The sequence below is a fragment of the Frankia sp. BMG5.23 genome (assembly GCF_000685765.2).
In the GTDB taxonomy this organism is placed as follows: Bacteria; Actinomycetota; Actinomycetes; order Frankiales; family Frankiaceae; genus Frankia; species Frankia casuarinae.
The window spans coordinates 1-20,384 of record NZ_JDWE01000059.1; the positions used below are offsets into that span (position 1 = coordinate 1).

The 20,384-nt window shown below is 67.1% G+C and carries 23 protein-coding genes; 10 read left to right on the plus strand and 13 right to left on the minus strand.

The window, feature by feature from the left end; genetic code table 11:
- Window positions 1-248: 248 nt before the first annotated feature.
- Both BMG523DRAFT_RS18745 and BMG523DRAFT_RS18750 read right to left on the minus strand, forming a co-directional pair.
- Complete coding sequence (locus tag BMG523DRAFT_RS18745) at window positions 249-590, minus strand: DUF86 domain-containing protein (protein WP_011436609.1); 342 nt, start codon at window positions 588-590, stop codon at window positions 249-251.
- The gene (locus BMG523DRAFT_RS18750) at window positions 580-891 is read right to left on the minus strand and encodes a nucleotidyltransferase family protein (RefSeq protein ID WP_043591800.1); all 312 of its coding nucleotides are present in this window, start codon (window positions 889-891) and stop codon (window positions 580-582) included. The genes BMG523DRAFT_RS18745 and BMG523DRAFT_RS18750 overlap by 11 nt, the downstream gene beginning before the upstream one ends.
- A gap of 397 nt (window positions 892-1,288) precedes the next feature.
- Between BMG523DRAFT_RS18750 and pip the strand changes: the two genes are divergently transcribed.
- The 3 genes from pip (at window position 1,289) to BMG523DRAFT_RS27480 (ending at window position 2,903) form a co-directional block, all read left to right on the plus strand.
- Window positions 1,289-2,254: a prolyl aminopeptidase gene (gene pip / locus BMG523DRAFT_RS18755; protein WP_011436607.1), complete on the plus strand. Its 966-nt coding sequence runs from the start codon at window positions 1,289-1,291 to the stop codon at window positions 2,252-2,254.
- An 88-nt stretch (window positions 2,255-2,342) separates the two neighbouring features.
- Window positions 2,343-2,531, plus strand: coding sequence for a flavodoxin (locus tag BMG523DRAFT_RS18760; RefSeq protein WP_235463243.1), 189 nt, complete (start codon window positions 2,343-2,345; stop codon window positions 2,529-2,531).
- Window positions 2,532-2,669: 138 nt separating this feature from the next.
- Window positions 2,670-2,903 carry an Rpn family recombination-promoting nuclease/putative transposase gene (locus BMG523DRAFT_RS27480; RefSeq protein ID WP_023842202.1) on the plus strand — a complete coding sequence of 78 codons (234 nt, stop codon included), beginning with the start codon at window positions 2,670-2,672 and terminating at the stop codon, window positions 2,901-2,903.
- Here the strand turns inward: BMG523DRAFT_RS27480 and BMG523DRAFT_RS18765 are convergent.
- Genes BMG523DRAFT_RS18765 through BMG523DRAFT_RS25455 form a run of 3 tightly spaced genes read right to left on the minus strand, consistent with a single transcriptional unit; the run spans window position 2,829 to window position 5,972 of the window.
- Complete coding sequence (locus tag BMG523DRAFT_RS18765; RefSeq protein ID WP_083494876.1) at window positions 2,829-4,403, minus strand: sulfatase; 1,575 nt, start codon at window positions 4,401-4,403, stop codon at window positions 2,829-2,831. The genes BMG523DRAFT_RS27480 and BMG523DRAFT_RS18765 overlap by 75 nt on opposite strands.
- The gene (locus BMG523DRAFT_RS18770; protein ID WP_035942193.1) at window positions 4,400-5,737 is read right to left on the minus strand and encodes a hypothetical protein; all 1,338 of its coding nucleotides are present in this window, start codon (window positions 5,735-5,737) and stop codon (window positions 4,400-4,402) included. Before BMG523DRAFT_RS18770 ends, BMG523DRAFT_RS18765 begins: the two co-directional genes overlap by 4 nt.
- Window positions 5,727-5,972 carry a hypothetical protein gene (locus BMG523DRAFT_RS25455; protein ID WP_131728925.1) on the minus strand — a complete coding sequence of 82 codons (246 nt, stop codon included), beginning with the start codon at window positions 5,970-5,972 and terminating at the stop codon, window positions 5,727-5,729. Before BMG523DRAFT_RS25455 ends, BMG523DRAFT_RS18770 begins: the two co-directional genes overlap by 11 nt.
- Before the next feature lie 83 nt (window positions 5,973-6,055).
- Here BMG523DRAFT_RS25455 and BMG523DRAFT_RS18775 point away from each other — a divergent pair, with 83 nt between their 5' ends.
- Window positions 6,056-6,580, plus strand: coding sequence for a MarR family winged helix-turn-helix transcriptional regulator (locus tag BMG523DRAFT_RS18775; RefSeq protein ID WP_011436603.1), 525 nt, complete (start codon window positions 6,056-6,058; stop codon window positions 6,578-6,580).
- A gap of 113 nt (window positions 6,581-6,693) precedes the next feature.
- Here the strand turns inward: BMG523DRAFT_RS18775 and BMG523DRAFT_RS25460 are convergent, their stop codons facing one another.
- Window positions 6,694-7,179 carry a hypothetical protein gene (locus BMG523DRAFT_RS25460; protein ID WP_023842201.1) on the minus strand — a complete coding sequence of 162 codons (486 nt, stop codon included), beginning with the start codon at window positions 7,177-7,179 and terminating at the stop codon, window positions 6,694-6,696.
- Complete coding sequence (locus tag BMG523DRAFT_RS18785) at window positions 7,160-7,492, minus strand: nucleotidyltransferase domain-containing protein (RefSeq protein WP_235463244.1); 333 nt, start codon at window positions 7,490-7,492, stop codon at window positions 7,160-7,162. Before BMG523DRAFT_RS18785 ends, BMG523DRAFT_RS25460 begins: the two co-directional genes overlap by 20 nt.
- Window positions 7,493-7,874: 382 nt before the next feature.
- On the opposite strand from BMG523DRAFT_RS18785, the gene BMG523DRAFT_RS18790 reads away from it, so the two are divergent.
- Both BMG523DRAFT_RS18790 and BMG523DRAFT_RS18795 read left to right on the plus strand, forming a co-directional pair.
- Window positions 7,875-8,123 carry a hypothetical protein gene (locus BMG523DRAFT_RS18790; protein ID WP_131728924.1) on the plus strand — a complete coding sequence of 83 codons (249 nt, stop codon included), beginning with the start codon at window positions 7,875-7,877 and terminating at the stop codon, window positions 8,121-8,123.
- Window positions 8,124-8,353: 230 nt separating this feature from the next.
- Window positions 8,354-9,583, plus strand: a complete 1,230-nt coding sequence (locus BMG523DRAFT_RS18795; protein WP_051623949.1) for an IS4 family transposase — start codon at window positions 8,354-8,356, stop codon at window positions 9,581-9,583.
- A 244-nt stretch (window positions 9,584-9,827) separates the two neighbouring features.
- Here BMG523DRAFT_RS18795 and BMG523DRAFT_RS18800 read toward each other — a convergent pair whose 3' ends face one another.
- A complete protein-coding gene (locus tag BMG523DRAFT_RS18800) occupies window positions 9,828-10,238 on the minus strand; it encodes a hypothetical protein (protein ID WP_160323732.1) in 411 nt (136 codons plus the stop codon).
- 82 nt (window positions 10,239-10,320) lie between these two features.
- The gene (locus BMG523DRAFT_RS23545; protein ID WP_011436598.1) at window positions 10,321-11,241 is read right to left on the minus strand and encodes a ParA family protein; all 921 of its coding nucleotides are present in this window, start codon (window positions 11,239-11,241) and stop codon (window positions 10,321-10,323) included.
- A gap of 435 nt (window positions 11,242-11,676) precedes the next feature.
- Here BMG523DRAFT_RS23545 and BMG523DRAFT_RS18805 point away from each other — a divergent pair, with 435 nt between their 5' ends.
- Together BMG523DRAFT_RS18805 and BMG523DRAFT_RS25465 are read left to right on the plus strand one after the other, a co-directional pair.
- Complete coding sequence (locus BMG523DRAFT_RS18805; RefSeq protein ID WP_035941738.1) at window positions 11,677-12,801, plus strand: DUF262 domain-containing protein; 1,125 nt, start codon at window positions 11,677-11,679, stop codon at window positions 12,799-12,801.
- 1 nt (window position 12,802) lies between these two features.
- On the plus strand, window positions 12,803-13,315 hold the full coding sequence (locus BMG523DRAFT_RS25465) for a HEPN domain-containing protein (RefSeq protein ID WP_011436596.1): 513 nt from the start codon (window positions 12,803-12,805) through the stop codon (window positions 13,313-13,315).
- Between the two features lie 212 nt (window positions 13,316-13,527).
- On the opposite strand, the gene BMG523DRAFT_RS18815 is transcribed toward BMG523DRAFT_RS25465, so the two are convergent.
- Window positions 13,528-13,833, minus strand: a complete 306-nt coding sequence (locus BMG523DRAFT_RS18815; protein ID WP_011436595.1) for a hypothetical protein — start codon at window positions 13,831-13,833, stop codon at window positions 13,528-13,530.
- A gap of 229 nt (window positions 13,834-14,062) precedes the next feature.
- On the opposite strand from BMG523DRAFT_RS18815, the gene BMG523DRAFT_RS18820 reads away from it, so the two are divergent.
- Together BMG523DRAFT_RS18820 and BMG523DRAFT_RS18825 are read left to right on the plus strand one after the other, a co-directional pair.
- Complete coding sequence (locus BMG523DRAFT_RS18820) at window positions 14,063-14,644, plus strand: TetR/AcrR family transcriptional regulator (protein WP_011436594.1); 582 nt, start codon at window positions 14,063-14,065, stop codon at window positions 14,642-14,644.
- Between the two features lie 504 nt (window positions 14,645-15,148).
- Window positions 15,149-15,916, plus strand: a complete 768-nt coding sequence (locus BMG523DRAFT_RS18825; protein ID WP_011436593.1) for a hypothetical protein — start codon at window positions 15,149-15,151, stop codon at window positions 15,914-15,916.
- Between the two features lie 534 nt (window positions 15,917-16,450).
- On the opposite strand, the gene groL is transcribed toward BMG523DRAFT_RS18825, so the two are convergent.
- The 3 genes from groL to BMG523DRAFT_RS18840 all read right to left on the minus strand — a co-directional run bounded on the left by groL (window position 16,451) and on the right by BMG523DRAFT_RS18840 (window position 20,218).
- Window positions 16,451-18,076 (minus strand): chaperonin GroEL, encoded by a 1,626-nt coding sequence (gene groL, locus BMG523DRAFT_RS18830; RefSeq protein WP_011436592.1) that lies wholly within the window; start codon window positions 18,074-18,076, stop codon window positions 16,451-16,453.
- Window positions 18,077-18,287: 211 nt separating this feature from the next.
- A complete protein-coding gene (locus tag BMG523DRAFT_RS18835; protein WP_011436591.1) occupies window positions 18,288-18,797 on the minus strand; it encodes an Hsp20/alpha crystallin family protein in 510 nt (169 codons plus the stop codon).
- 248 nt (window positions 18,798-19,045) lie between these two features.
- The gene (locus BMG523DRAFT_RS18840; protein ID WP_011434857.1) at window positions 19,046-20,218 is read right to left on the minus strand and encodes an ISAs1 family transposase; all 1,173 of its coding nucleotides are present in this window, start codon (window positions 20,216-20,218) and stop codon (window positions 19,046-19,048) included.
- Between the last annotated feature and the right edge of the window lie 166 nt (window positions 20,219-20,384).

The window sequence follows — 20,384 nt, forward strand, 5'->3', positions numbered from 1 at the left end:
AGCCCCCAGGACGCCCTCGACACCGCCTGCACCATCCACCTCCCCGCCGAACCCAGCTGAATCACTGCACCCCCAAAGGACTTCCAGGCTCAACCACTTAGCGAGGGTGCTGCGACCAGAGGCTGGCGTAAGCCGGGGTGCTTGTACGGACACACAAAGTGAGTATCTGGGTCGCAGCTGACCCCAAGACCGGCCTCCGCAGCAGCGGCCGCTTCACCTGGCGGTGGGCCGACCTCGGTGCAGCCGGGTCAGTCTTCCGCCAGCATTCTGCGGACCACTTGTTCGAGCTCGGGGAGTTTCTCCTGGAGTACCTGCCAGACGAGGGCGTCGTCGACGGTGGCGTAGCCGTGGATGAGGATGTTCCGGAAAGCGACTATTCGAGGGAGCTCGGGGATCGCGGCGGCGAGGTCGGGGGCGACCTTGGAGAGTTGGTTGAGGGCCTCTCCGATGATCTCGAACTCGCGTTCGACGGCGGCGCGGAGCATCGCGTTCGCCTGATAGTCGGCGAAGGTCTGGCCGTGGGCAAAATCCCGGACGAGTTCGGCCGCGTTCGCGGCATCCCAGAGGTACTTGCGTGGGTCAGGCGGCATACAGGGGCTGCCTGGTGCGCATGACCTGGTCGCGGAAGTAGGGGTTGCGGATGGCGGTGACGCTGACTACGTCGACGGCGCGGCCCAGCAGGCGCTCGAGCCCCTCCTTGAGGGCGAAGTAGGTGCCGTAGTAGTCGAATCCGTCGCGGCCGGCGTCGAACTCGACGAGGACGTCGACGTCGCTGCTGTCGAGGTCNAACGCATCGCTGGTCGCGGAGCCGAAGAGGTCGAGGCGGCGGATGCCGAGCCGACGGCAGAGTCCCTGGATCTCCGCCCGCCTAGCCTCGATCAACGGATGCATGCCCACCTCCTCCGGGGACATTGTGCCCGACCCTACGCCGCACCGAGTGGACCCACGGCCTCGACCGGAAGCGGGGTCTGCCCGATTCGTACGGTATCGCGCCAGGCGACGAGAGCGATGGTTGAGGTCTGTGGGTCAGCCGGGAGCGTGTACCCTTCCGGTGATCGCGGTTCAGGTCCTCAAACAGGCCGACGTTGCCGCGTCAGTCGGGAAGGGTATGCCCGTGCTGACGGTAGTCGCAGCCGGTTGCGGAAGACGGTGACTCGGTGGCACCCTCGCCGATCGAAGATCGTGTGCGAGAGCGCGCGACGGATGCTGGCCGACGCGCTGGAGGCCGAGGCCGACGCGTACCTGGCGGAGTTGGCCGGCGAGCGCGATGCATCGGAGGGAGCATCAGATGGGGCAGCCGTACCGGCCTATCGAGCCATACGCGCACGGCTTCCTCGATGTAGGCGAGGACAACCAGATCTATTGGGAAACCAGCGGCAACCCAGACGGCAAGCCGGCGTTGTGGGTGCACGGAGGTCCCGGCAGCGGCGGGCGCCGCGGCAGCCGCAGGATGTTTGATCCGGACGTCTACCGGATCATCCTGTTCGACCAGCGTGGCTGCGGCCAGAGCCGACCGCACGCCAGCGACGCGACCGTCAGCCTGGAACACAACACCACCCGGCACCTGATCGCCGACATGGAGAGGCTCCGCGAACATCTCGGCATCGACCGGTGGCTCTTTTACGGCAGCTCATGGGGCTCGACGCTGATACTCGCCTACGCCGAGCGCTACCCTGAACGGGTCTCCGAGATCATCATCGTCGGAGTCACCATGACCCGGCCCGAAGAAATCGACTGGCTCTACCGCGGCGTCGGGCGCCTGCTGCCAGCCGCCTGGGAAGCGTTCCGCGACGCCGTGCCGAAGGACGACTGGGACGGCAGTCTCGTTGCTGCCTACAACCGGCTGTTGGGCAGCCCCGACGAGGCGATAAGAATCACCGCGGCGCGGGCCTGGTGCGCCTGGGAAGACGCCGTCATCGCGCACGAAGCGCTTGGGGCGCCAGGCCAGTACAGCAGCAAACCCGACGATGCGCTCGTGGCCTTCGTCCGCATCTGCACGCACTACTTTGCAAACAACGCCTGGCTGGAGGACGGGCAGTTGCTACGCGACGCTCACCGGCTGGCCGGGATTCCCTCGGTGTTGATCCACGGCCGACTTGACCTTGCCAGCCCGCTCAAGACCGCCTGGGATCTCGCCAAGGCATGGCCCGACGCGGAACTGAAGATCATCGACAATGCAGGCCACACGGGCAGCCCCGCGACCCAGAACGCCATCATCGAGGCGACCGAACGGTTCAGCACGAACGGACACTGACCCGAGGAGGTGGCCCGTGACGGTTCACCGACCCCTACCTTGGCGAGGGTGCTGCGACCAGATCTATTACCCGGTCTTGGAAGCGACTGTGGGTCGTCCGTACGCCCTTTACGTCCATGGGAACAGCGACACGACCGGCGCGGTCCGTGGCGTCGAGGCGATCGCGACCGGGCTGAAGTGGAAGCGCCTGCGCGAGCCCCTGTCGATCGTCGGTGAGGCGGATGCCGGGGCACGAGAGGCCTGCTCGGAGTTGGGGGCACGGTCGCCGCCAGCCTGATGCCGTAGCTGACCGGCCTGGTCGAGCGTTCCGTTTCAGCCGCGGGTGGTCGTGAGGAGCGACGGGGCAGTGGTCAGGGCCGGTGCTTGACTGTCGTGGTGGAGTGGGTGCTCCGGTGGGTATCGGTAGGGTGTTGTCATGTCGTGTTCGTCCCCGCCTCATGACGCGGTGTGCCGCCGGATCCTGGGGACGCCGTCGAACGCGGCGTCGCAGTTGCGTGCGGTGCTGCCGTCGGGCTTGCTGGCCAGGCTCGACTTCGCCCAGCCGGGACGAGATCCAGGTCGGGAGTGGCCGTTGTCATATCGGCAGACCGGCGGCGGCGCAGGCGGCCTGGGTGTGGCAGTTTCCGAGGCCGGCAAGGACCGTGTGTAGTTCGGCGCGCTGCGCCCCGGTGAGCGCGCCCGCGACGTTGTTGATCTCGTAGGGGTCTTTCGTGATGTCGTAGTACTCGATCTCGTGTTTGGAGTCGTTATACTCCACGTAGACCGCTTCGACTGGCCCGTCGAAGTGCGCGAGGTGTGGCGCTGAGATCCGGATCGCCTCGTAGGTCGTCGGGTTGCTGCCGCCGGGTTCGTGGTCGGGGTCGGCGGGGTCGCTCGCCTGGCCGAGGTGTTCGACGAGCGCGATCGTGCGCCAGGATGGCGGCTCCGTCGCGGGGCGCAGCAGCGGGACGAGACTGCGCCCGTCAACGGGCCTGGCCGGGGTGGCGCCGGCGAGGTCGGTGAAGGTGGGGTAAAGGTCGACGTTCTGAGCGACCTGGGAGATCACCCGGCCGTGGGGGACGCCGGGCCCGGTGACGATCAGGGGCACGCGGATGTCGGTGTCGAAGGCGGTCTGCTTGCCTCTGACGAGGCGGTGCTGGCCGAGGTGGTAGCCGTTGTCGGAGCTGAAGACGAAGTAGGTGTTGTCGAGCAGGTGCTCGGCGGCGAGCGTCGCCTCCGTGTCGCCTACCAGTTTGTCGACGGACTCGACGGCCTGGGCACGCTCGCGGTAGGCCTGGTCCAGGTTCGTGAGCACTGACGGGGCGAGAGGGGCGCGTTGGCCGAGCCAGGCCGGTGCGTCGGTGTTGTTGGTGTTGAAGGACGGGTCGCGTGGCTCGGTCAGGCCGGGGAAGTCGTCCGCGTTGCGCGGCGCCGGTGTGTACGGCTGGTGGGGGGCGTAGGTAGCCACCTCCAGGGCGAACGGCTTCCCGGCCGAGCGTCGGATGAACGCCTGGGCGTCGGCGTTGAGCACGTCCACGCCGTAGTTGTCCTGGCCGGCGTAGTGGCGCACGACGCCGTTGTCGTTCTGGTCGAAGTTGAGCTCCGCGTAGCCGGTGGTGTTGCTGACGTGCCAGTCGGACCAGCCGCGCGGGACGGGTCCGGTGGTCGGGGTGATGGTGGGGTCGCCGTAGCCATTGAGGTACTTGCCGAGCATCGAGGTCTGGTATCCCGCCGCCTGCAGCGCGACGGCGAAGGTCCTGCCGGCGAGGCCCTCCTGTTGGAACTTCCCGTAGCCGCCGTCAGGGGACAGGTTGGTCTCGACCTTGGTGTCGTGAGGGAGGAGGCCGGTGAAGATCGACGACCGGGACGGGCAGCACAGCGAGTCGGTCACGAAGTAGTGGTCGAACGTCTCGCCCTGCCTTTCCAGGGCGGTGATGTGCGGCGCGATCTGGTCGGTGACCAGGTTCCAGGACAGGTCGTCCGTGAGGATGAAGACGATGTTCGGGCGGGCCGCGCTCGCCGTTGTGGCCGGCGCGGCCGAACCGCCGCAGGCGCCCGCCGCCAGCGCCAGCGAGGCCGTGGCCGTGGCCGTGGCCGCCACCAGCCGCCGCCGAGAGCGGGGACGGCGTCGGGAAGCGGAGTCGTGGTGCTCTCGTCGCCACAGTTTCATGATCGTTCTCCGTTCATGCTGGCGTCGACGGCGGTCAGCGGCGCGCTTGCGGCCCAGGCGGTCCCGTCGGCGGGATAGAAATTGGCGTCATAGCCGGCGAAGTAGATACGGCCGGCGTCGAAGGGCGACCGCTTGATGGTTCTGATCGCAACGAACGCCTGCCCGGACCTGATCGGCTTGCCGACCGGGCCGGCAGGGGTGAAGTCAGGCCCGTCCAGGGCGCGTAGCACGTAGGACGGCGTGCCGCCCGTGTCGGTTCTGACGGCGAAGACGGCCTGGGCGTCGAAAGTCGCCGCGCGCGATGCCGTCGGGCCGCACGTCCTGCTCGGCGGGCAACCGCCGGCGTAGGCATGCTCGACGCCGAAGAACTGGCGGGAGGCCCCGTCGGCGTCGATCGTCTCGAAGTTGTTGTAGGCGGCGATCACGTAGTCGATCGAGCCGTTGCCGGTCGCCGGCACCGTCGTCCCCTGCTCCGCCAGCAGTTGGCGCAACGCGGGACCCGGGTCGAATTCCAGCGCCGGCGACAGACCGGCCGCGGCCTGCCCGGGCCCGGGTGCAGGGCCGCCGACCTGTCCCGCGGGTAGGTGGTCGAACCGGAAGGCATCACCATCGCCCTCGGTGGAGGTCAGCAGTGCTGGCGCGCCGTCGTGGGTGACACAGGTCAGCCCCCGCAGCCCACTGTTGCGGGCGCCTACCGGTGGCTCCTGATAGACGGCGGCCCAGCGGGCGGTTCCCGGCTGGACTGCCCCGTCGTTGCGGCGATAGAGCGTCGTGTTGATCGTGACGTAGAGCGCGCCGCCACAGTCGGCGAACCCGGTCACCTTCTGGGTCTTCAGCCCGGGTGAGTTGGGAGGCGGGGCCGTCAGCTCCGATACCGGGTCGAACACCAGCGTGTGCCGGATCGGCGACCACGTCGCGCGCAGGATCCCGGTTGGTTCGGCGCCGGCGTACACGGACCACACGCCAGCCGACTCGTGCGCGCCGAACGACCGCACGGCCGCGGCCGTTGACGGCAGGACGAACGCGTCGTCCGGCGCGAACGAGCCGGCCCCGTCGAGCAGCCACTGGATCTCCGAACGCCCGTTCACGACCGCCTGCGTGACGAGCAGCGAGTGCCCGGCTCCCAGGCCCTGGTCGGCCGGGATGGGGAACGAGTCCAGGGCCTGCACGCGAAGCGACCCTGTCTGCTCGAACACCCGCCAGGGAGCGTCCGCCGCGTCTTTGACCAGGATCTGGCCAGCGGCGGGAGCGCCCGGGTACTCCCACTGGTCGGTCGCCGCGAACAGGCGACCGCCCTGGCTGGCCAGTGCCATGACCTCGGTGTCATGCGACACCGCCGAGCCACTGGCAGTCGTCAACGGCTCCCGGGTAGCCGTCACCGCCCACGAGGGGCCGGTCCGGGCCGACGAGGTCGCGCTCCCCGCCGGCGGCGAGCCGCTCACGGAACACGCAGCGAGTAGACCGGCGGCGAGCACCGCGTACGCCGCGGGCCAGCCGAACCTGACTGAGAAAGCACCTTTCCGACGCATAGGCCTGAGCATCGACGACGCGACGCAAATCGGCAACCATGGTTGTCAATCGACCCGGCGTAGGCGCGGACAGGTACTGACCTATAGTCACAACCATGGTTGACAGTTGGGGGTGGGGTCGCTATGGGTGACGATGCCTCGGCCACGCCTGATGCCGCCGCTGGTCCGGCGAATCGGAGCGCCCTCGGCGGCTTGCTGCGCCGGGCATGGGTCGGCTACCAGAACCGCCTCGACGAGCAACTCGCCGCGGCCGGGTTCGAGCGCCAATTCCCGGACGGTCGGGTACTCCGCTTCTGCGCCGGATCGTCGGGCGCGACGGTCGCACAGATAGGACGGCATCTCGGCATCACCCGCCAGGGCGCAGCCAAGATCGTGAATCGCCTGGTCACGTCGGACTACCTGGAGGTCTCACCCTCCGAGACCAGCGGCCGCGAGAACACCGTGCGGCTCACCCTGCACGGCCAGGCCTACCTCACCACCCACCGCGCCGCGGCCCGCCGCATCGAGGACGATCTACGCACGGCTCTCGGCCCCGAGGCGTTCGACAGTCTCACCCGACTGCTGGCTGCCCTCGGTGCCGGCAGCGACGAACGACTGACCGGCTATCTGCGCCGCCGGACGACTCTGGCGGACGTACTAGAACTCTGATCTGTTCCGATCATCCCGGCTCAACTCGACGGCCACGGCGTGACGCTGCCGACAGCCTCTGGGAGATACGCCTCAACGCTCTCGGCGCCTATGTGCTGGGGGCTCGCCGACCGCTACGTGGCCGAAGCCGCGCCGGACGACGACACCACCCCGGTGGTCAACGCCGTAGTGATCAACCAGGCGTGCGGGTTAATGGGGACGCCGTCACGTGGCCATCGGTCGGCGGCCATCACGAACGCCTCCTGCACGGCTTCCTCAGCGAGGTAGGGATCTACCATGAGCTGTCGCGGGGGCGGTAGCTGGCAAGCCGCGAGCCGGTGGCTGCACGTCGGCGGCCCGCAACCCGCCGACCACACTCGAACCGCCTGCTGGCCGACCGCCTTCGTGTGTCCGCGCTGCTCCTCCAAGTCCAGCATGGTCGCTGCCCCGTCTGTCGGGGCCTGCTCCTGCACGCCGACCGTGAGCCGCAGAGCCCCGAAGAGTGGGAACAGTGGCTCGCGGCGACCCGCACGGCGACCCGCAAGCGCGCGCTGATCGCCTGGGGCGCGGGCACACCGGACGAACGTGTCGCAACCCGCCTCATACACGCCCGCTGCCACCGCCGCACCCTCGGCGAGGGCACCAGGGCAGCGCTTCTGCCCACCCGCAAGCCCACAGGGCTCGCTTGAGCCGGTTGCCTGGAAAGCGGGCACGGCCCAGCAGGCATTCGAGTCCCTCTTTGAGGGCGAAGTAGGTGCCGTAGTAGTCGAATCCGTCGCGGCCGGCGTCGAACTCGACGAGGACGTCGACGTCGCTGCTGTCGAGGTCNAACGCATCGCTGGTCGCGGAGCCGAAGAGGTCGAGGCGGCGGATGCCGAGCCGACGGCAGAGTCCCTGGATCTCCGCCTGCCTGGTCTCGATCAGCGGATGCATGCCCACCTCCTCTGGGAAGATTGTGCCCGACCCCGCGGCCGGTACGCCTCATCGGGATGCCCGAAAAATGCCTCGGAGGGGCCGAGGTGCGACCTGGCCTGCCAGAGCCTGGGCACGTCAGCCGTGACACTGACCTGGATCTCGGCGGGGCTGTTGGCGAGCACCACTCGGGCGGTGGCGAGCCCGCCGACGGCGCGCGTTGCCGTCGTTACGGCGGGCGTCACGCGGCGGACCTGGTCTCGATGCGAGGCTGTGCGGTGCGCGGTGGACCCTGCTCTCACATCTTGGGTGCTGTCCGCCGATTACCTGACCTCTGCCTGTGGAATGGCAGGCAGTGTGGGCGGCCGACATATCGGGCCAGCGGCGGCTGGTAGTCCCCATCATGATCATCGACCCGCGCGGTCTCGACCTCGGCCTGGCCGGCACCCGCGCCTGGATCGACCTCCACGACCTGTCCGCCGCCGACGTCGCCACCGCCCGCGCCCGGCTGCTCGATGGGCTGAACGCGGCGCGGACCGGCCGGGCTAAACCCGCCGGCCGGGTGCTCTTCTCCGGCGCTCGCTCCGTCGCCCGGGTAAGGGGGGATCAACCGAAACTTGGAGGACCAGTCGACCCAATAGCGCTGCTTTAAGGTGATCGTCGTGGTTCGAGGCAGTGAAGTTCGATGCGGCGGGTGACGGTGACCACGGCGGGTTCGCCGAGTTTTCGGGCAGGGAAGTCGCCGGTTTTCTTGGTTTTGCGGGGACTGGCGCGGTCGGGGCGGTCCCGGACGAACGTCGCGGGTTGCGAGATCTCGGGGAGGAAGGTGGCCAGGGCCCAATGGCCGTAGGTTAAGTGATCGTCGTGGGGTAGGCTTGGCTGGTGGGGCATGACGGGAGTGAGGGGCTGTCGCCGGAGGGCTGGTTGCCGGACCGGGTGACGGTGGGTGTGTTGACGCGGGTGTACCCACCGGAGCTGGTGGACCGGGTGTTGGCGGTGACCGACACCGCGGAGGTTCGCCGCCGGCTGTTGCCGTCGTGGCTGGTGGTGTACTTCGTGTTGGCGTTGTGGCTGTTCCGGGGCCGGAACTGTGGCTATGTGCAGGTGCTGGCCCGGTTGACCAGCGGGCTGCACTTCCAGCGCCGGGCGGCTGTGTTGGCCGCGGGTGGGGCGGGTTGGTCGCTGCCGGCAAGCCCGTCGCTGGGCGAGGCGCGGGCACGGATCGGGTCGGATCCGGTGCGGATGCTGTTCGAGCACGCCGCGGGGCCGGTCGGTGTCGAGGGCCAGGCCGGGGTGTTCCTGCACGGCCTGCGGCTGGTGCAGATCGACGGGTCGACCTGCGATCTGCCGGACACGCAGGCCAACCGGGCGTTCTTCCCCGGGCCGTCGAACGCCGGTGGGCCGGCGCCGTTCCCGAAGGTTCGCTGGGTCATCGCCGCCGAGGCCGCCACCGGTGCCCTGCTGGGGGCGTCGTTCGGCCCGTGGAGCACCGGCGAGCCGGCGCTGGCCCGTGACCTGCTGGGGCAGCTGGGCCCGGGCATGCTCACGTTGGCGGACCGTAACTTCCTGTCCCACCGGCTCGCCGGCGAGGTCCTGGCGACCGGGGCGCACCTGCTGTGGCGGGCGAAGGCGACCTTCACGCTGGCCCCGGTCCACGTCCTCGACGATGGCAGCTACCTCGCCGAGCTGACACCTCCCCGCGGAAGCGAGGGACCACCACTGACGATGCGGGTGATCGAGTACACCGTGCACTCCACCACCGCCGGCGGCGACGAGAGCAGCTCAGAGCTGTTCTGTCTGGTCACCGACCTGCTCGACCCCGAGGAATGGTCCATGCTCGACCTGGCCCGCGCCTACCCGACCAGGTGGGGATGCGAGACCGTGATCGGCCACCACAAGACCGATCTCGGTGAAGGCCGACCCGTCCTGCGCAGCAAGGACCCCGAAGGCGTCGCCCAGGAGATGTGGGCCCTGTTCGCCGTCCACCAGGCACTCGCCCGCCTCATCGGCGTCGCTGCCGACACCACCGGCACCCCACCCGACAGGATCAGTTTCCGTCGGGCCCTCACCGCCGCGTCCGATTCCATCGGGACCGCGGCTTTCCCCCCCTGAACAGGCACTCCTCGCGTTCCTCCTTGAGATCTGCGACCCGCGCCTGGCCATCCGTGACCGCCCCGACCGCACCGCACCCCGCAAGACCCGCCGGCACAGCGACTACCCCCGCCGCACAACCGACGATCCACCCACCCGGCGCGTCACCCGCCGTCTCGAACTTCACTGCCTCGACTTCCGGTGACCAACCCTCCCTCAAACCTCCAAGGGATCACTTAACCTACGGCCATTGGGCGTTGGCCAATCACAAGGACGTGACCCGCCTGCCGATACCATCCTGGTCGAGGCGGACTCCCACCGCGGAGTTGACGATCATGTCAATCATTTCGCCACGTCGGCGCCCCAGACTCACCCGAACTCCGAGATCTCGGCCGATCCGCTGGAGGATCTGCTTGTTCCTGGCGATCCCCTCAAGGAACATGTGCGCCTCCTCGCGGCTACCCATCTCATCGAGGCGTTGGCGTACGGACGCGGAGTCAGGTTGACCAGCCACGACTGTCGATCCGTCCTTGATCGTGCCGACCCTCCCCCGCGGCACGCTTTCGGGCGCCGGCGGACTGGTGGTCCGTTCCCCGACTACGTCGGCGCCGAGGACCGGCCGGTCAGGCGCTCGCTGCACCGTGAGGACGAGCCGGCCAGCAGCTAGCTCAACCACGGTCTGATCATCGAAACTCCGGATGAGCGCCGAGACCCTCTCCAGCACTGCGAGGACGGCCGTCATGCCTTCAGCCATCAGCTCACGGTCCAATCCTGCTCTCGAATTCGTCAACTAAAGCACGGATTTCTGTTGCTATGTCGGGACGTAGTCCGAACACCGCTGGCAGGAGCCTGTCGACACCCGTCTGGAAATCCAGGCTCTCGCGCATCATCGCAGTAAATGTAGGGAAGAGGCGGCGAACCTCGTCGATAACCCGCTGGCTCGAGGGGGTGGGTCCGGGCCCCCCACCCCCATGCCTTACTCGAGTGAACACAACACCTAGAAAGGCAGGCGCCAGGTCTTCCACTCGGTTCTCGCCGGAGGGAGACCATCCAAGGATCTCGAAGTTATTCTTCTTGAAGTCGGTAAGTCTTTCGGTCAGATGACGGATACCGAAGGTAGCCAGCCTCTCCGGCTGCGCAGGGACCAGAACCCCTTCGCTGGCCACGATCGCAGATCGAGTGAGTATCTCAAAATCCGGCCGGCAGTCGATAAGCACGTAGTCGAATCCCTCACGGCGGAGCAGCCGTAGGCCATCGGCCAGTCGCATCACTACTCGGCGGTGACGATCCTGATAGCGGCGTGAACTGGGGTCACCGAGTTCTACACCGAGCCTGGCAGCAACGCCCTCAAGCTTCGGGGCGGAAGCCACAATTGCAAGCTCACCGCCGTTTCTCCTGGTATGCGCCCGAACTTCCTGCGGCCAGGAGACGTACCGCATGAGGTCTGGCCCAGCCCCTCGACGACCAGCTGCCATGTACCAGTCCGCGACGGTTCGCCGGTCAATCTGTCGCTCGACGTCCGCCGGCCGATAGAAGGAGTGCGTCAGGCTGGCCTGAAAGTCCAGGTCGAGCAGGAGAACACGACGTCCTCGACGCGCAAGCTCCGCACCGACGTTGGCCGTCAGAGTCGTCTTCCCGACACCGCCCTTGGAGTTGACTACGGTAGCGACCTGCATCATCAAACCCCGCGGACCTTGGATGCGCGACGGCGTTCGGTCGGCCGCAACTGGACCAAGCCGCTTCCCCGCCGATCCCGTGAGATCACAACGGCAAATCACCCCCATCTCCACAGCATGCCATCCGCCTGCGCCACATTCAGGAGAACGCCACGAATCGCTCCTGTGGTCGCACCCGATGACCATTCTGGGCCAAGCCGCCCTGAGCAGATCTGACCAGCAGGTTCGAACCGAGCCGGCCTACGCGGCTCCGTCGGATCGACCCTGAGGTGCCACGACTTCGCCAGTGTGTCGATGGTGGTATCCTGTGCGACAGCTTGGCCACGTGGGCTGGTCGACTCGGCGAAGGCTCCCGCCACCCGCGCTGGACGGTCCCACTTGGCGGCCTGCCCTGAGTTCTTACTGACTCGGCACCATGTCGCACGGCTTTCCGAGGGGGTGACCGAGCTGGCTGAGCAAGCTGGCAACGACAGCGACTCCGAGGACCTGCGCGACGACGACAGGGCCGAGCTTCAGGAGGTGGACCCCGACCCTCCGCAGATCAGCTACAGCGGCACCGACTTCGACGTCGAGGGTCTGGTCCGTCGGCACGATCGGGGCGACATAATAGTGCCGTCCTTTGGCAATGATGATCCCGGCATCGAGACAGCCGGCTTCCAGCGCGAGTTCGTTTGGAAGCGTTCGCAGATGGACCGTTTCATCGAGTCCCTACTGCTCGGATACCCCATTCCGGGTATATTCCTTGTCCAACAACAGGACCGCCGCTATCTCGTTCTTGATGGACAGCAGCGGATAAAGACCCTGAGCCTCTTCTATAATGGCAGCATCAACGGGCGCGAGTTCGCACTTCAGAACGTGGCCGCCAGATTCCAGGGGCTGACCTATCAAACTTTTTCACCCGAACAGCGTCGCACGCTCGACAATACCTTCATCCAGGCGACAATAGTCAAAACCGACGGCACCCGCGAGTCACTCGACGGCGTTTATCAGATCTTCGAGCGGCTGAACTCGGGCGGTACGCAGCTCACGCCGCACGAGATTCGCGTGGCGCTCTATGCAGGCGAGTTCATCAAGTTCCTCACCGCTCTGAACGAAAACCCGGCGTGGCGCGCTCTCTACGGGCCGCCATCACCACGGCTACGCGATCAGGAGATCGTGCTCAGATTCATCGCCCTCTACGTGTCACCGGGTAGCTATAAGCGCCCCCTCAAGAAATACCTGAACGATTTTGTTGGCGCTCACCGCCGACTGAACGAACTGGACGCCGAGTTGATCGAAAAACGATTCGACAGGGCAGCACAGCTTGTGTTGGAGGAGGCCGGAAGAAGCGCCATTCGCGGCCGGGGGCGTCAGCTCAATGCGGCTCTCACCGAGGCGCTTTTGGTAGGATTGGCCCGTAGGCTTGATGCCGGTAGCGAACCGACCGCAGCTGAGGTCAGCCGCGCCATCGACGCGCTCCTCAACGAACCCGACCTGGATTACGTGACCACGCGCGCAACGGCCGACGAGGAGAGTGTGCGGATGCGCCTGGCGCTGGCAACGAGAGCTTTCTCCCGCATCTGACATGAGCAGGCGAGAACGCGCCGAGACCTGGCCGCCGACTGAGACCAGAATTATTTTAGACCGCCTGTCCGAGCTAGCTGCACTGGTACAAGATCAGGCAAGAGTTGCGGATAATCAGGAGGTCGTTTCCTGGCTTGCGCGACTACTGGTGATCCGAAGCTGCGGATATCTGGAGCAGACCGTGGCGGGGACATTCCGCGCCTACACCAGCAGGCTGTCCTACGGCCACGTCAGGAACTTCTCGCTTGGCTGGTTGGAGCGGACGCAGAACCCGACGCCTGCGGCGCTCGAGACCCTGGCCGGGCGCTTCGACCAAGGCCTGCGCCAGGAGCTGAGCGCACTGCTCGACGCGGACGACGGTCGGCTGCGCCGCGAGCTGGCCACGTTAGTCGATCGGCGGAACAGGATCGCCCACGGCCTCAACGAAAGCGTCGGAGTCAGGAAAGCATTAGAGCTCCACAGAGTGGCCTGCGAGGCCGCCGACTGGTTCATTCTTCGCTTTGGGCCTTCCTGAGCCCCGGACGCGCAGTGCCGGAATTCGCCGAGCGGCGGCGGACATGCCAGTCTGATAGTGATGGTGGAGCGCGGTGCCTGCCCCGGGCCGGCGCACCCAGACTCGCCGGTGCCCAGTAGGTCCGCGTTCCCTTCCCAGAATGGTTCCCGAGATGTCGCGGGCGGCCGGGCGGGGCACCAGAACCTGCGGTGACTCTGACCTCCAGAATGTGCTCAACCGACCTTGGCGAGACCGGTCGGGTTGCGCCGGTCCCGCGGCGCGCCCGGGTGAGGGTACCCCTCCTCGCCGAGGTCACCGCGGCCCTTGTCGAGGTCACTGTGGGCGTAGCCCTCAGCCAGGATCCGCTGGGCCGACCCGTTGACAGGCCGTCCGGCCAACGTCCCCGATCGCCGGTCGAGACCGGCGCGCAGCAGGGCGATCAGCGCCCCGATGAGCAGCCCCCAGACCACGACCATGCTGAACGTCATCAGCAGCCAACTACCCCAACCCCAGTTGTACCCACCCCAGACCATCATCATGATCTCCTCCTCCCTCGTCCCGGCCTCCTACGGCGGGCCGTACCTCTACCTTCGGCCGGCGCGGCCGACGGGACGAGGGCTGTTCGTCCCGGACCGGTACGACGCCAGGCCCGTGCCGGACATGCCCTCGGAACCGCCTCCACCCGATCCAGGGGTCCGCGGCGGCGGGCCACTGTCAGGACCTCGCGCCAGGTAGAACCACCGTCTCGCGGCGGGTAGAAAGGACGCTATGCGTCCCCGGGCGGTCACCCGCGAGCAGATCATCGCGGCGGCCGACACGATCGCTCGGCGCGACGGGCTCGACCATCTCACGGTCCGACCCCTGTGCGCGGAGCTCGGCGTTACGGCCCCCGCGATCTACCGACGCTTCCCCACCAAGAATCTCATCGTCGAGCGCGTCGTTGACGACGCGCTCGGCCGCATCGACCTTCCAGGCCCCGAGACCGGCGACTGGGCCGACCGCCTAGGGCGCTGCTTCACCAGCGCGCATGACGTTGCCGCCGCCTACCCGGGGCTCGCGGCACACATGGGTCGGCAGATGGCCGGCAGCCCCTCCGCGGTACGCAACGCGAGCTTCCTGCACGATCTGCTCATCGACGCCGGTATCGGACCGGAGGACGCGAACAGGATCATCTGCACGATGTTCGTCTACCTCTGGGGACACCTGCTGGCAGCCGAGGCCGTGGCCGATCTGCTCGGCTCGACCGGCACCCGGGACCAGTTCCTCTGGGGCCTCGACCACCTGCTCGGTTCCTTCCGTCGGCAGTTCGGCGGACCCGTGCCCGGCACCGGGAACACCCCGGAAGGCTGACCGCCGCGGTCGACCGAGTTGGACCGGTCAGCGAGCCTCTTTTCTCGCCCACACCGCCCGTCGAGCCGTCGATGGGGGCCTACCACGGGATGTTGCCGATCATGGTCCGGGCGCACGGCAAGATCACAATAGCAAGCGCAAACATCTTGCAAGCACACAGCAAGCAGTCCGGAATCCCCGGAGGAAAACCGGGTCGAAATGCCATTACGTGGTATCAAATTTACACATGAATTAGACCGAAATATTCTACCGAGACCGCCACTCTTTCGTTTCTTCGATCAGCTCACGAACAGCGTGGAGTTGCCATTTGACCCCGCCCAGCGTCATTCGTCCGCCTCTATCTGGCGTCCCTCATCCACCGTCGAGAAACCATGATGGATCGGTGATTGACATTCTGTATCGGCTACCGGAGGCTCCAGGCTGACTGCCGTGGGGAACGACGATCATCGCACCTTACGGCAAGACCGCAATCATGATCCATAAGACTCTCGGTAGAGGTGAATCATGGTCGATATTACCAGAATTCGGCGCCTGCTGCCAGCGCTCGTCGCGGCCCTGGCGCTGACGATAGTCTCGGCTCCGGCCGCTAACGCGGCGTCGGGCAACCCGGGTGTCGTGCCCCCGGGGGCACGCGTATTTGGGAAGAGCTATGGTGCCTGGTCGGCGGCATGGTGGCAGTACGCACTGGCGCAGCCAACCACCACGAACCCGCTGATTGACCCAACTGGCGCGTTGTGTAACGTGGGCCAATCTGGCTCGGTATTCTTCCTGGTCGGCGCCTTCGGTGGCGAAAAAGTCGTTCGAAACGATTGCACGGTACCCGCGGGCAAGGCACTCTTCTTTCCGCTCGTCAACGTCTTCGACGCCAACAACCCCGGGGAAAATCGCACGGCCCGGGAGCTGTGGCGCGAGATGGAGGCAGGCTTGTCGTTCGCCAACCTCCACGCCAGCGTCGATGGCATACCAGTAGGAAAGCTGCGAAGGTACCGGGCTTGCGCCGGACCCGTCCACCGGTGCGCGCATCCGTTCAGCATCACGCTCCCCGATGACAACATCTTCAATGCCCCGGCGGGCATCTACACGCCTGCCGTGGCTGACGGCATCTACCTACTCCTCAAGCCACTTGCGCCGGGCCGCCACACGATCACCTTCGGTGGAACCGGACGATCCGACATCACCGGCCCCTTCTCCGCAGATATCACCTACCATCTTACCGTCCGGCCAGGCCATCACCATGTTCACGATCGGTACGCGTCGAGTTCCGACAAGTAGCGGTCCAAACCCTCGAACTTGGTAGTTGCAGCGGGGCTGCCTCGCTCTGAATGATGCGTGACCTGGGCACGAGACCGCCGTGGTCACCTGGCTTTCTGGGTATTCGCGGGATTCGTGATGACCGCCGCCGCGCGTCGAGCACCGGTGGGCTTCCGCATGTTTCCGATGTCAACCTTCGAGATAGCCGACGTGTCGCCCCATAAAGGTGGCCTTCTGTACGGGACGAGGAAGATCTGATCGTCAACATCCCGTCACAGAGGGCCACCGCATGCTGACACCCAGGTGGAACACGATGATCAGACGGCGTGGGCGAACTCGGTGAAGGCAGTTGATAACTGCGGCAACGGGTCGGCATCGGTCCCGAGTTCGTGGTGGCCACGGCAGATGCTCTGGACGGGGGCGTGCCCGGCTCCGACGGTTGGACGGAGCGGAGGCGTTTCAGCCCGCGTCCTCTCACCGATGCCCTCCGGACAACCCGATCCGGCTGTACCAGTCACCGTCGGTCGGCTCCGATCAGCTCGCATTCCGATTTTTTCAGTACTCCAGGCCACCCCCACCAGCTGGCGCTGCCGCGGTTTCCTTTTCCTCTGGCTTTTCGGCAACGACGGCCTCGGTGGTGAGGAACAGCCCGGCGATGGATGCGGCATTCTGCAGGGCGGAGCGGGTGACCTTGGTCGGGTCGATGATCCCGGCCTCGAGCATGTTGACGTGCTCGCCGGTGGCGGCGTCCAGCCCCCACCCCGGTTGCAGGTTGCGGACCTTCTCGACCACGACGCCGCCTTCCAGGCCGGCATTGACCGCGATCTGCCGGAGCGGCTCGGTCAACGCGCGGCGCACCATCTCGGCCCCGGTCCGCTCGTCCTCAGCCACCTCCAGCCCGTCGAAGACAGCCCCCGAGGCCAGCAGCAGAGCCACCCCACCGCCGGGGACGATGCCCTCCTCAACGGCGGCCTTCGCGTTGCGGACCGCGTCCTCGATGCGGTGCTTACGCTCCTTGAGCTCGACCTCGGTGGCCGCGCCGGCTTTGATGACGGCCACGCCACCGGCGAGCCTGGCCAGCCGCTCCTGCAGCTTCTCGCGATCGTAGTCGGAGTCCGACTTCTCGATCTCGCTACGGATCTGGCTGACCCGACCGGCGATCCGGCCCGGGTCGCCGGCGCCCTCGATAATGGTCGTGTCATCCTTGGTAACGACAACCTTGCGGGCCCGGCCAAGCAGGTCGAGGTCGGCGTTCTCCAGCCTGAGACCAACCTCCTCACTGATCACCTGACTGCCCGTCAGAACGGCGATATCGCCGAGCATGGCCTTGCGCCGCTCGCCGAAACCCGGCGCCTTCACGGCCACGGACCGGAACGTACCGCGGATCTTGTTGACGACCAGGGTCGCCAGGGCCTCCCCCTCAACGTTCTCGGCGATGACCAGCAGCGGCCTGCCGGCCTGCATGACCTTCTCCAACAGCGGGAGCAGGTCCTTGACCAGCGAAATCTTGATGTTGGCGACCAGGATGTAGGGGTCCTCCAGGACGCACTCCATCCGCTCCTGATCAGTGATGAAGTACGGCGAGATGTAGCCCTTGTCGAAACGCATACCTTCGGTGAGCTCCAGCTCGAGGCCGAAGGTGTTGCTCTCCTCGACGGTGATGACGCCGTCCCGGCCGACCTTGTCCATCGCCTCGGCGATGATCTGGCCGATCGCGGTGTCCCCGCCGGCCGAGATCGAGGCCGTTGAGGCGATCTGATCCTTGGTTTCCAGCTCCCTGGACAGATTGGCCAGTTCCCCACAGACCCGCTCGACAGCCAGCTCGATGCCACGTTTGAGGGCGATCGGGTTCGCGCCCGCGGCCACGTTCCGCAGGCCCTCATGGACCAGTGCCTCCGCCAGAACGGTCGCCGTCGTGGTGCCGTCGCCGGCCACCTCGTCGGTCTTCTTGGCGACCTCCTTGACCATCTCGGCACCGATCTTCTCATACGGATCTTCGAGCTCGATCTCCCTGGCTATGGAGACGCCGTCATTGGTGATGGCGGGAACGCCCCACTTCTTCTCCAGGACGACGTTGCGCCCCTTCGGACCGAGCGTCACCTTCACGGCGCCGGCCAGCTGGTTCATGCCACGTTCCAGCCCGCGCCGTGCTTCCTCCTCGTAAGCGATGATCTTTGGCATGATAGTTCCCCTGAAGCAGAACGCGACCGGACTCCGCAAACATCGCAGGCCCATCCTCGCGACATGCAAAACCTTAATTACAAATCGTCGGTATCGCCTGCTGGCGGGGCAAGCCGACCGGCTGGACAGGCCGGGTCTGCCGGGGTCCCGGTGGAGGGCGCGCTGGCGGGTCCGGGTACCAGGCGCGCTCAGTTGTATACCAGGCGCTCAGTCAGCTTTGGCCCTCGGGGCCGGTGCCTTGGCCCTCGGGGCCGGTGCTGATCTCGATGTGCTTGGGCTGGCTCCGCTTGGCCTTCGCCAGCCGGATGGTGAGTACTCCGTCGGCCAGGGTGGCGTGCACCGATTCCGGATCAATGTCACCCGGCACGGCGATGCGGTGCTCGAACCGGCCCACCGGGCGGCTACGGCGGCGCAGTACTCCCGTGCGTTCCCGCTCCTTGATTTCACCGGTGACGAACAGCTCGTTGTCACGCAGGTCCACGGAGATGTCCTCCCGGCGCACCCCGGGAAGATCGAGATCGATCACGAACGCGTCCTCGGTCTCCTCAATGTCGACCGGCTGCACCATGCCGCCCAGCAACCGCGCCGGACGGCCCTCGACGCCGCCTATGACGTCGCCGAGCAGATTGCCCATGCGGGTCCAGGCGTCCTCGATCTCCCGGAACGGATCCCACCGTGCCAGCGTTCCCAGGCCTTCTCCGCGTCGTACGGGTAGTGTCATGATCCTCACTCCTTCCGGCCAGGCCGGCCGGCTATCACCTTTGCGTCCAATTGACTATGCCTTGCCTCTACCCCTGCCTCGCCGGCCCGAAAACTGCGGGCCGCGGCCGAGAGACACCCGGCTGCAGCCGGCTGTAGGCCAGAAATCGGCTGTAGGGCCAGAAAGCGGCGCTGCCCGGTGCTGCCCGTCCTGCCGGGCTCAGGCCCCCGGTCCCTGTCCTGACCCCAGGGCCCCGGCAAAGTTGTCGGTTAGCAAGCAAGGCTCTTGATCGTCTCTAGTGGTCGTTCGGGGCGCCGCGCGTGGTGTCGGATTGCCTGGGCGATGTTCGTGGCGCCGGTCAGGCGAAGGATCGCGATCGCCAGGTTGCGCAGGCTGGCCATGACCTGGGGAGCGTGGCCGGTCCGGACCTGGCTGAGGTCCTCCCCGAAGGTGACGTCGCGGACCCAGTGCAGCCGGTTCTCCACGAGCCAGTGCTCGCGGGCGTAGGTGGCCAGCAGCGTGGGGCTGGCCTGGTGGGTCGGCAGGCTGGTGACAAGGTAGACGATCTCGGTCGTGGCCGGCCCGTCGGCGAGCGGCTGGCGGCGGCGGGTGACCTGCACTGCCTGCACGGCGTGCGGGAAGAGTAGTCCCGCGCGGACCTCGGTGGTCTTCACGGTGCGCCGCTCGCGGCGGCCGTGGCCGCGTTCGACGGTGCGCGCGGCGGTCTTCACCCGGCGCCAGGGCAGGGCGGCGAGCTGGGCGTATAGCGCCGGCTGGTTGGCCTTCACCGTCAGGATGTAGTGCGCATGCCGGCTGACCAGCCAGGATGCGGTCTGTCGCTGGGTGTGTAGAGCATCCGCGGTCACGATCACATCGGTCAGGTCCAGGTCGGCGAGCAGGACGGGCAGCGCCGGGATCTCGTTCGACTTCGCGTCGACGGCGACCTGGCCGAGCACGACACCGCTGGTGTGGTCGAGCGCGGCGAGCAGGTGGCGGCCCGGACTGTCAGGCGTGCGGGAGCCGCGCAGCGTCTTGCCGTCGACCGCGAGCCGCCGCCGCGTCCCGGCCGGCGGGGTGGTCGCCGCGGCGGCCCATGCTCCCAGCGCCGTATCCAGGGCGTCGGCGTCGAGTGCGGCGAGTACCCGGCGAAACGTCGACTCCTCGGGCACTCGAGAGACGCCGAGCAGGCCCGCGACCGCCTGGCCGGCGTCGGCGGACCATTCACCGATCGCGGTGAACGACCGCGCCCCGGCGAGCACCGCGCAGGTCGCCAGCGTCAGCACAGCGGCCAGGCTGTGCCGCCTGCCGCGGGGCTTCCGGGGGTCCGGTAGCTGGTTGAAGACCGCCAGCAGACCCGCCGGCGACGGAGGCTGGTTGCCGGCGCCGACGGCAGCCAGCCGATCGAGAACAGGGGCAGGCGGTAATACTGGTGCGGCGGGCATGGCACCTCGAGACGATCATGACGGTGTAGGAACCTCCATGATCTCCAGGAGCCGTGCCCGCACCCATGACGCCCCCGGCCTCGCGTCAGAAGCGCGCTACGCAACACCACTGGAAGCCCCACACAACGCCGAAAGTCTGCTTACCAGCAAACTTGCCGAGGCCCTG

Coding starts and splice junctions, on each gene's coding strand:
- BMG523DRAFT_RS18765 (WP_083494876.1), bottom strand. CDS start 4,403: ATGAAACTGTGGCGACGAGAGCACCACGACTCCGCTTCCCGACGCCGT.
- BMG523DRAFT_RS25455 (WP_131728925.1), bottom strand. CDS start 5,972: ATGGTTGCCGATTTGCGTCGCGTCGTCGATGCTCAGGCCTATGCGTCG.
- BMG523DRAFT_RS18815 (WP_011436595.1), bottom strand. CDS start 13,833: ATGATGATGGTCTGGGGTGGGTACAACTGGGGTTGGGGTAGTTGGCTG.
- BMG523DRAFT_RS18790 (WP_131728924.1), top strand. CDS start 7,875: ATGATCATCGACCCGCGCGGTCTCGACCTCGGCCTGGCCGGCACCCGC.
- groL (WP_011436592.1), bottom strand. CDS start 18,076: ATGCCAAAGATCATCGCTTACGAGGAGGAAGCACGGCGCGGGCTGGAA.
- pip (WP_011436607.1), top strand. CDS start 1,289: ATGGGGCAGCCGTACCGGCCTATCGAGCCATACGCGCACGGCTTCCTC.
- BMG523DRAFT_RS18840 (WP_011434857.1), bottom strand. CDS start 20,218: ATGCCCGCCGCACCAGTATTACCGCCTGCCCCTGTTCTCGATCGGCTG.
- BMG523DRAFT_RS27480 (WP_023842202.1), top strand. CDS start 2,670: ATGTCGTGTTCGTCCCCGCCTCATGACGCGGTGTGCCGCCGGATCCTG.
- BMG523DRAFT_RS18835 (WP_011436591.1), bottom strand. CDS start 18,797: ATGACACTACCCGTACGACGCGGAGAAGGCCTGGGAACGCTGGCACGG.
- BMG523DRAFT_RS18820 (WP_011436594.1), top strand. CDS start 14,063: ATGCGTCCCCGGGCGGTCACCCGCGAGCAGATCATCGCGGCGGCCGAC.
- BMG523DRAFT_RS18775 (WP_011436603.1), top strand. CDS start 6,056: ATGGGTGACGATGCCTCGGCCACGCCTGATGCCGCCGCTGGTCCGGCG.
- BMG523DRAFT_RS18745 (WP_011436609.1), bottom strand. CDS start 590: ATGCCGCCTGACCCACGCAAGTACCTCTGGGATGCCGCGAACGCGGCC.
- BMG523DRAFT_RS23545 (WP_011436598.1), bottom strand. CDS start 11,241: ATGATGCAGGTCGCTACCGTAGTCAACTCCAAGGGCGGTGTCGGGAAG.
- BMG523DRAFT_RS18825 (WP_011436593.1), top strand. CDS start 15,149: ATGGTCGATATTACCAGAATTCGGCGCCTGCTGCCAGCGCTCGTCGCG.
- BMG523DRAFT_RS25465 (WP_011436596.1), top strand. CDS start 12,803: ATGAGCAGGCGAGAACGCGCCGAGACCTGGCCGCCGACTGAGACCAGA.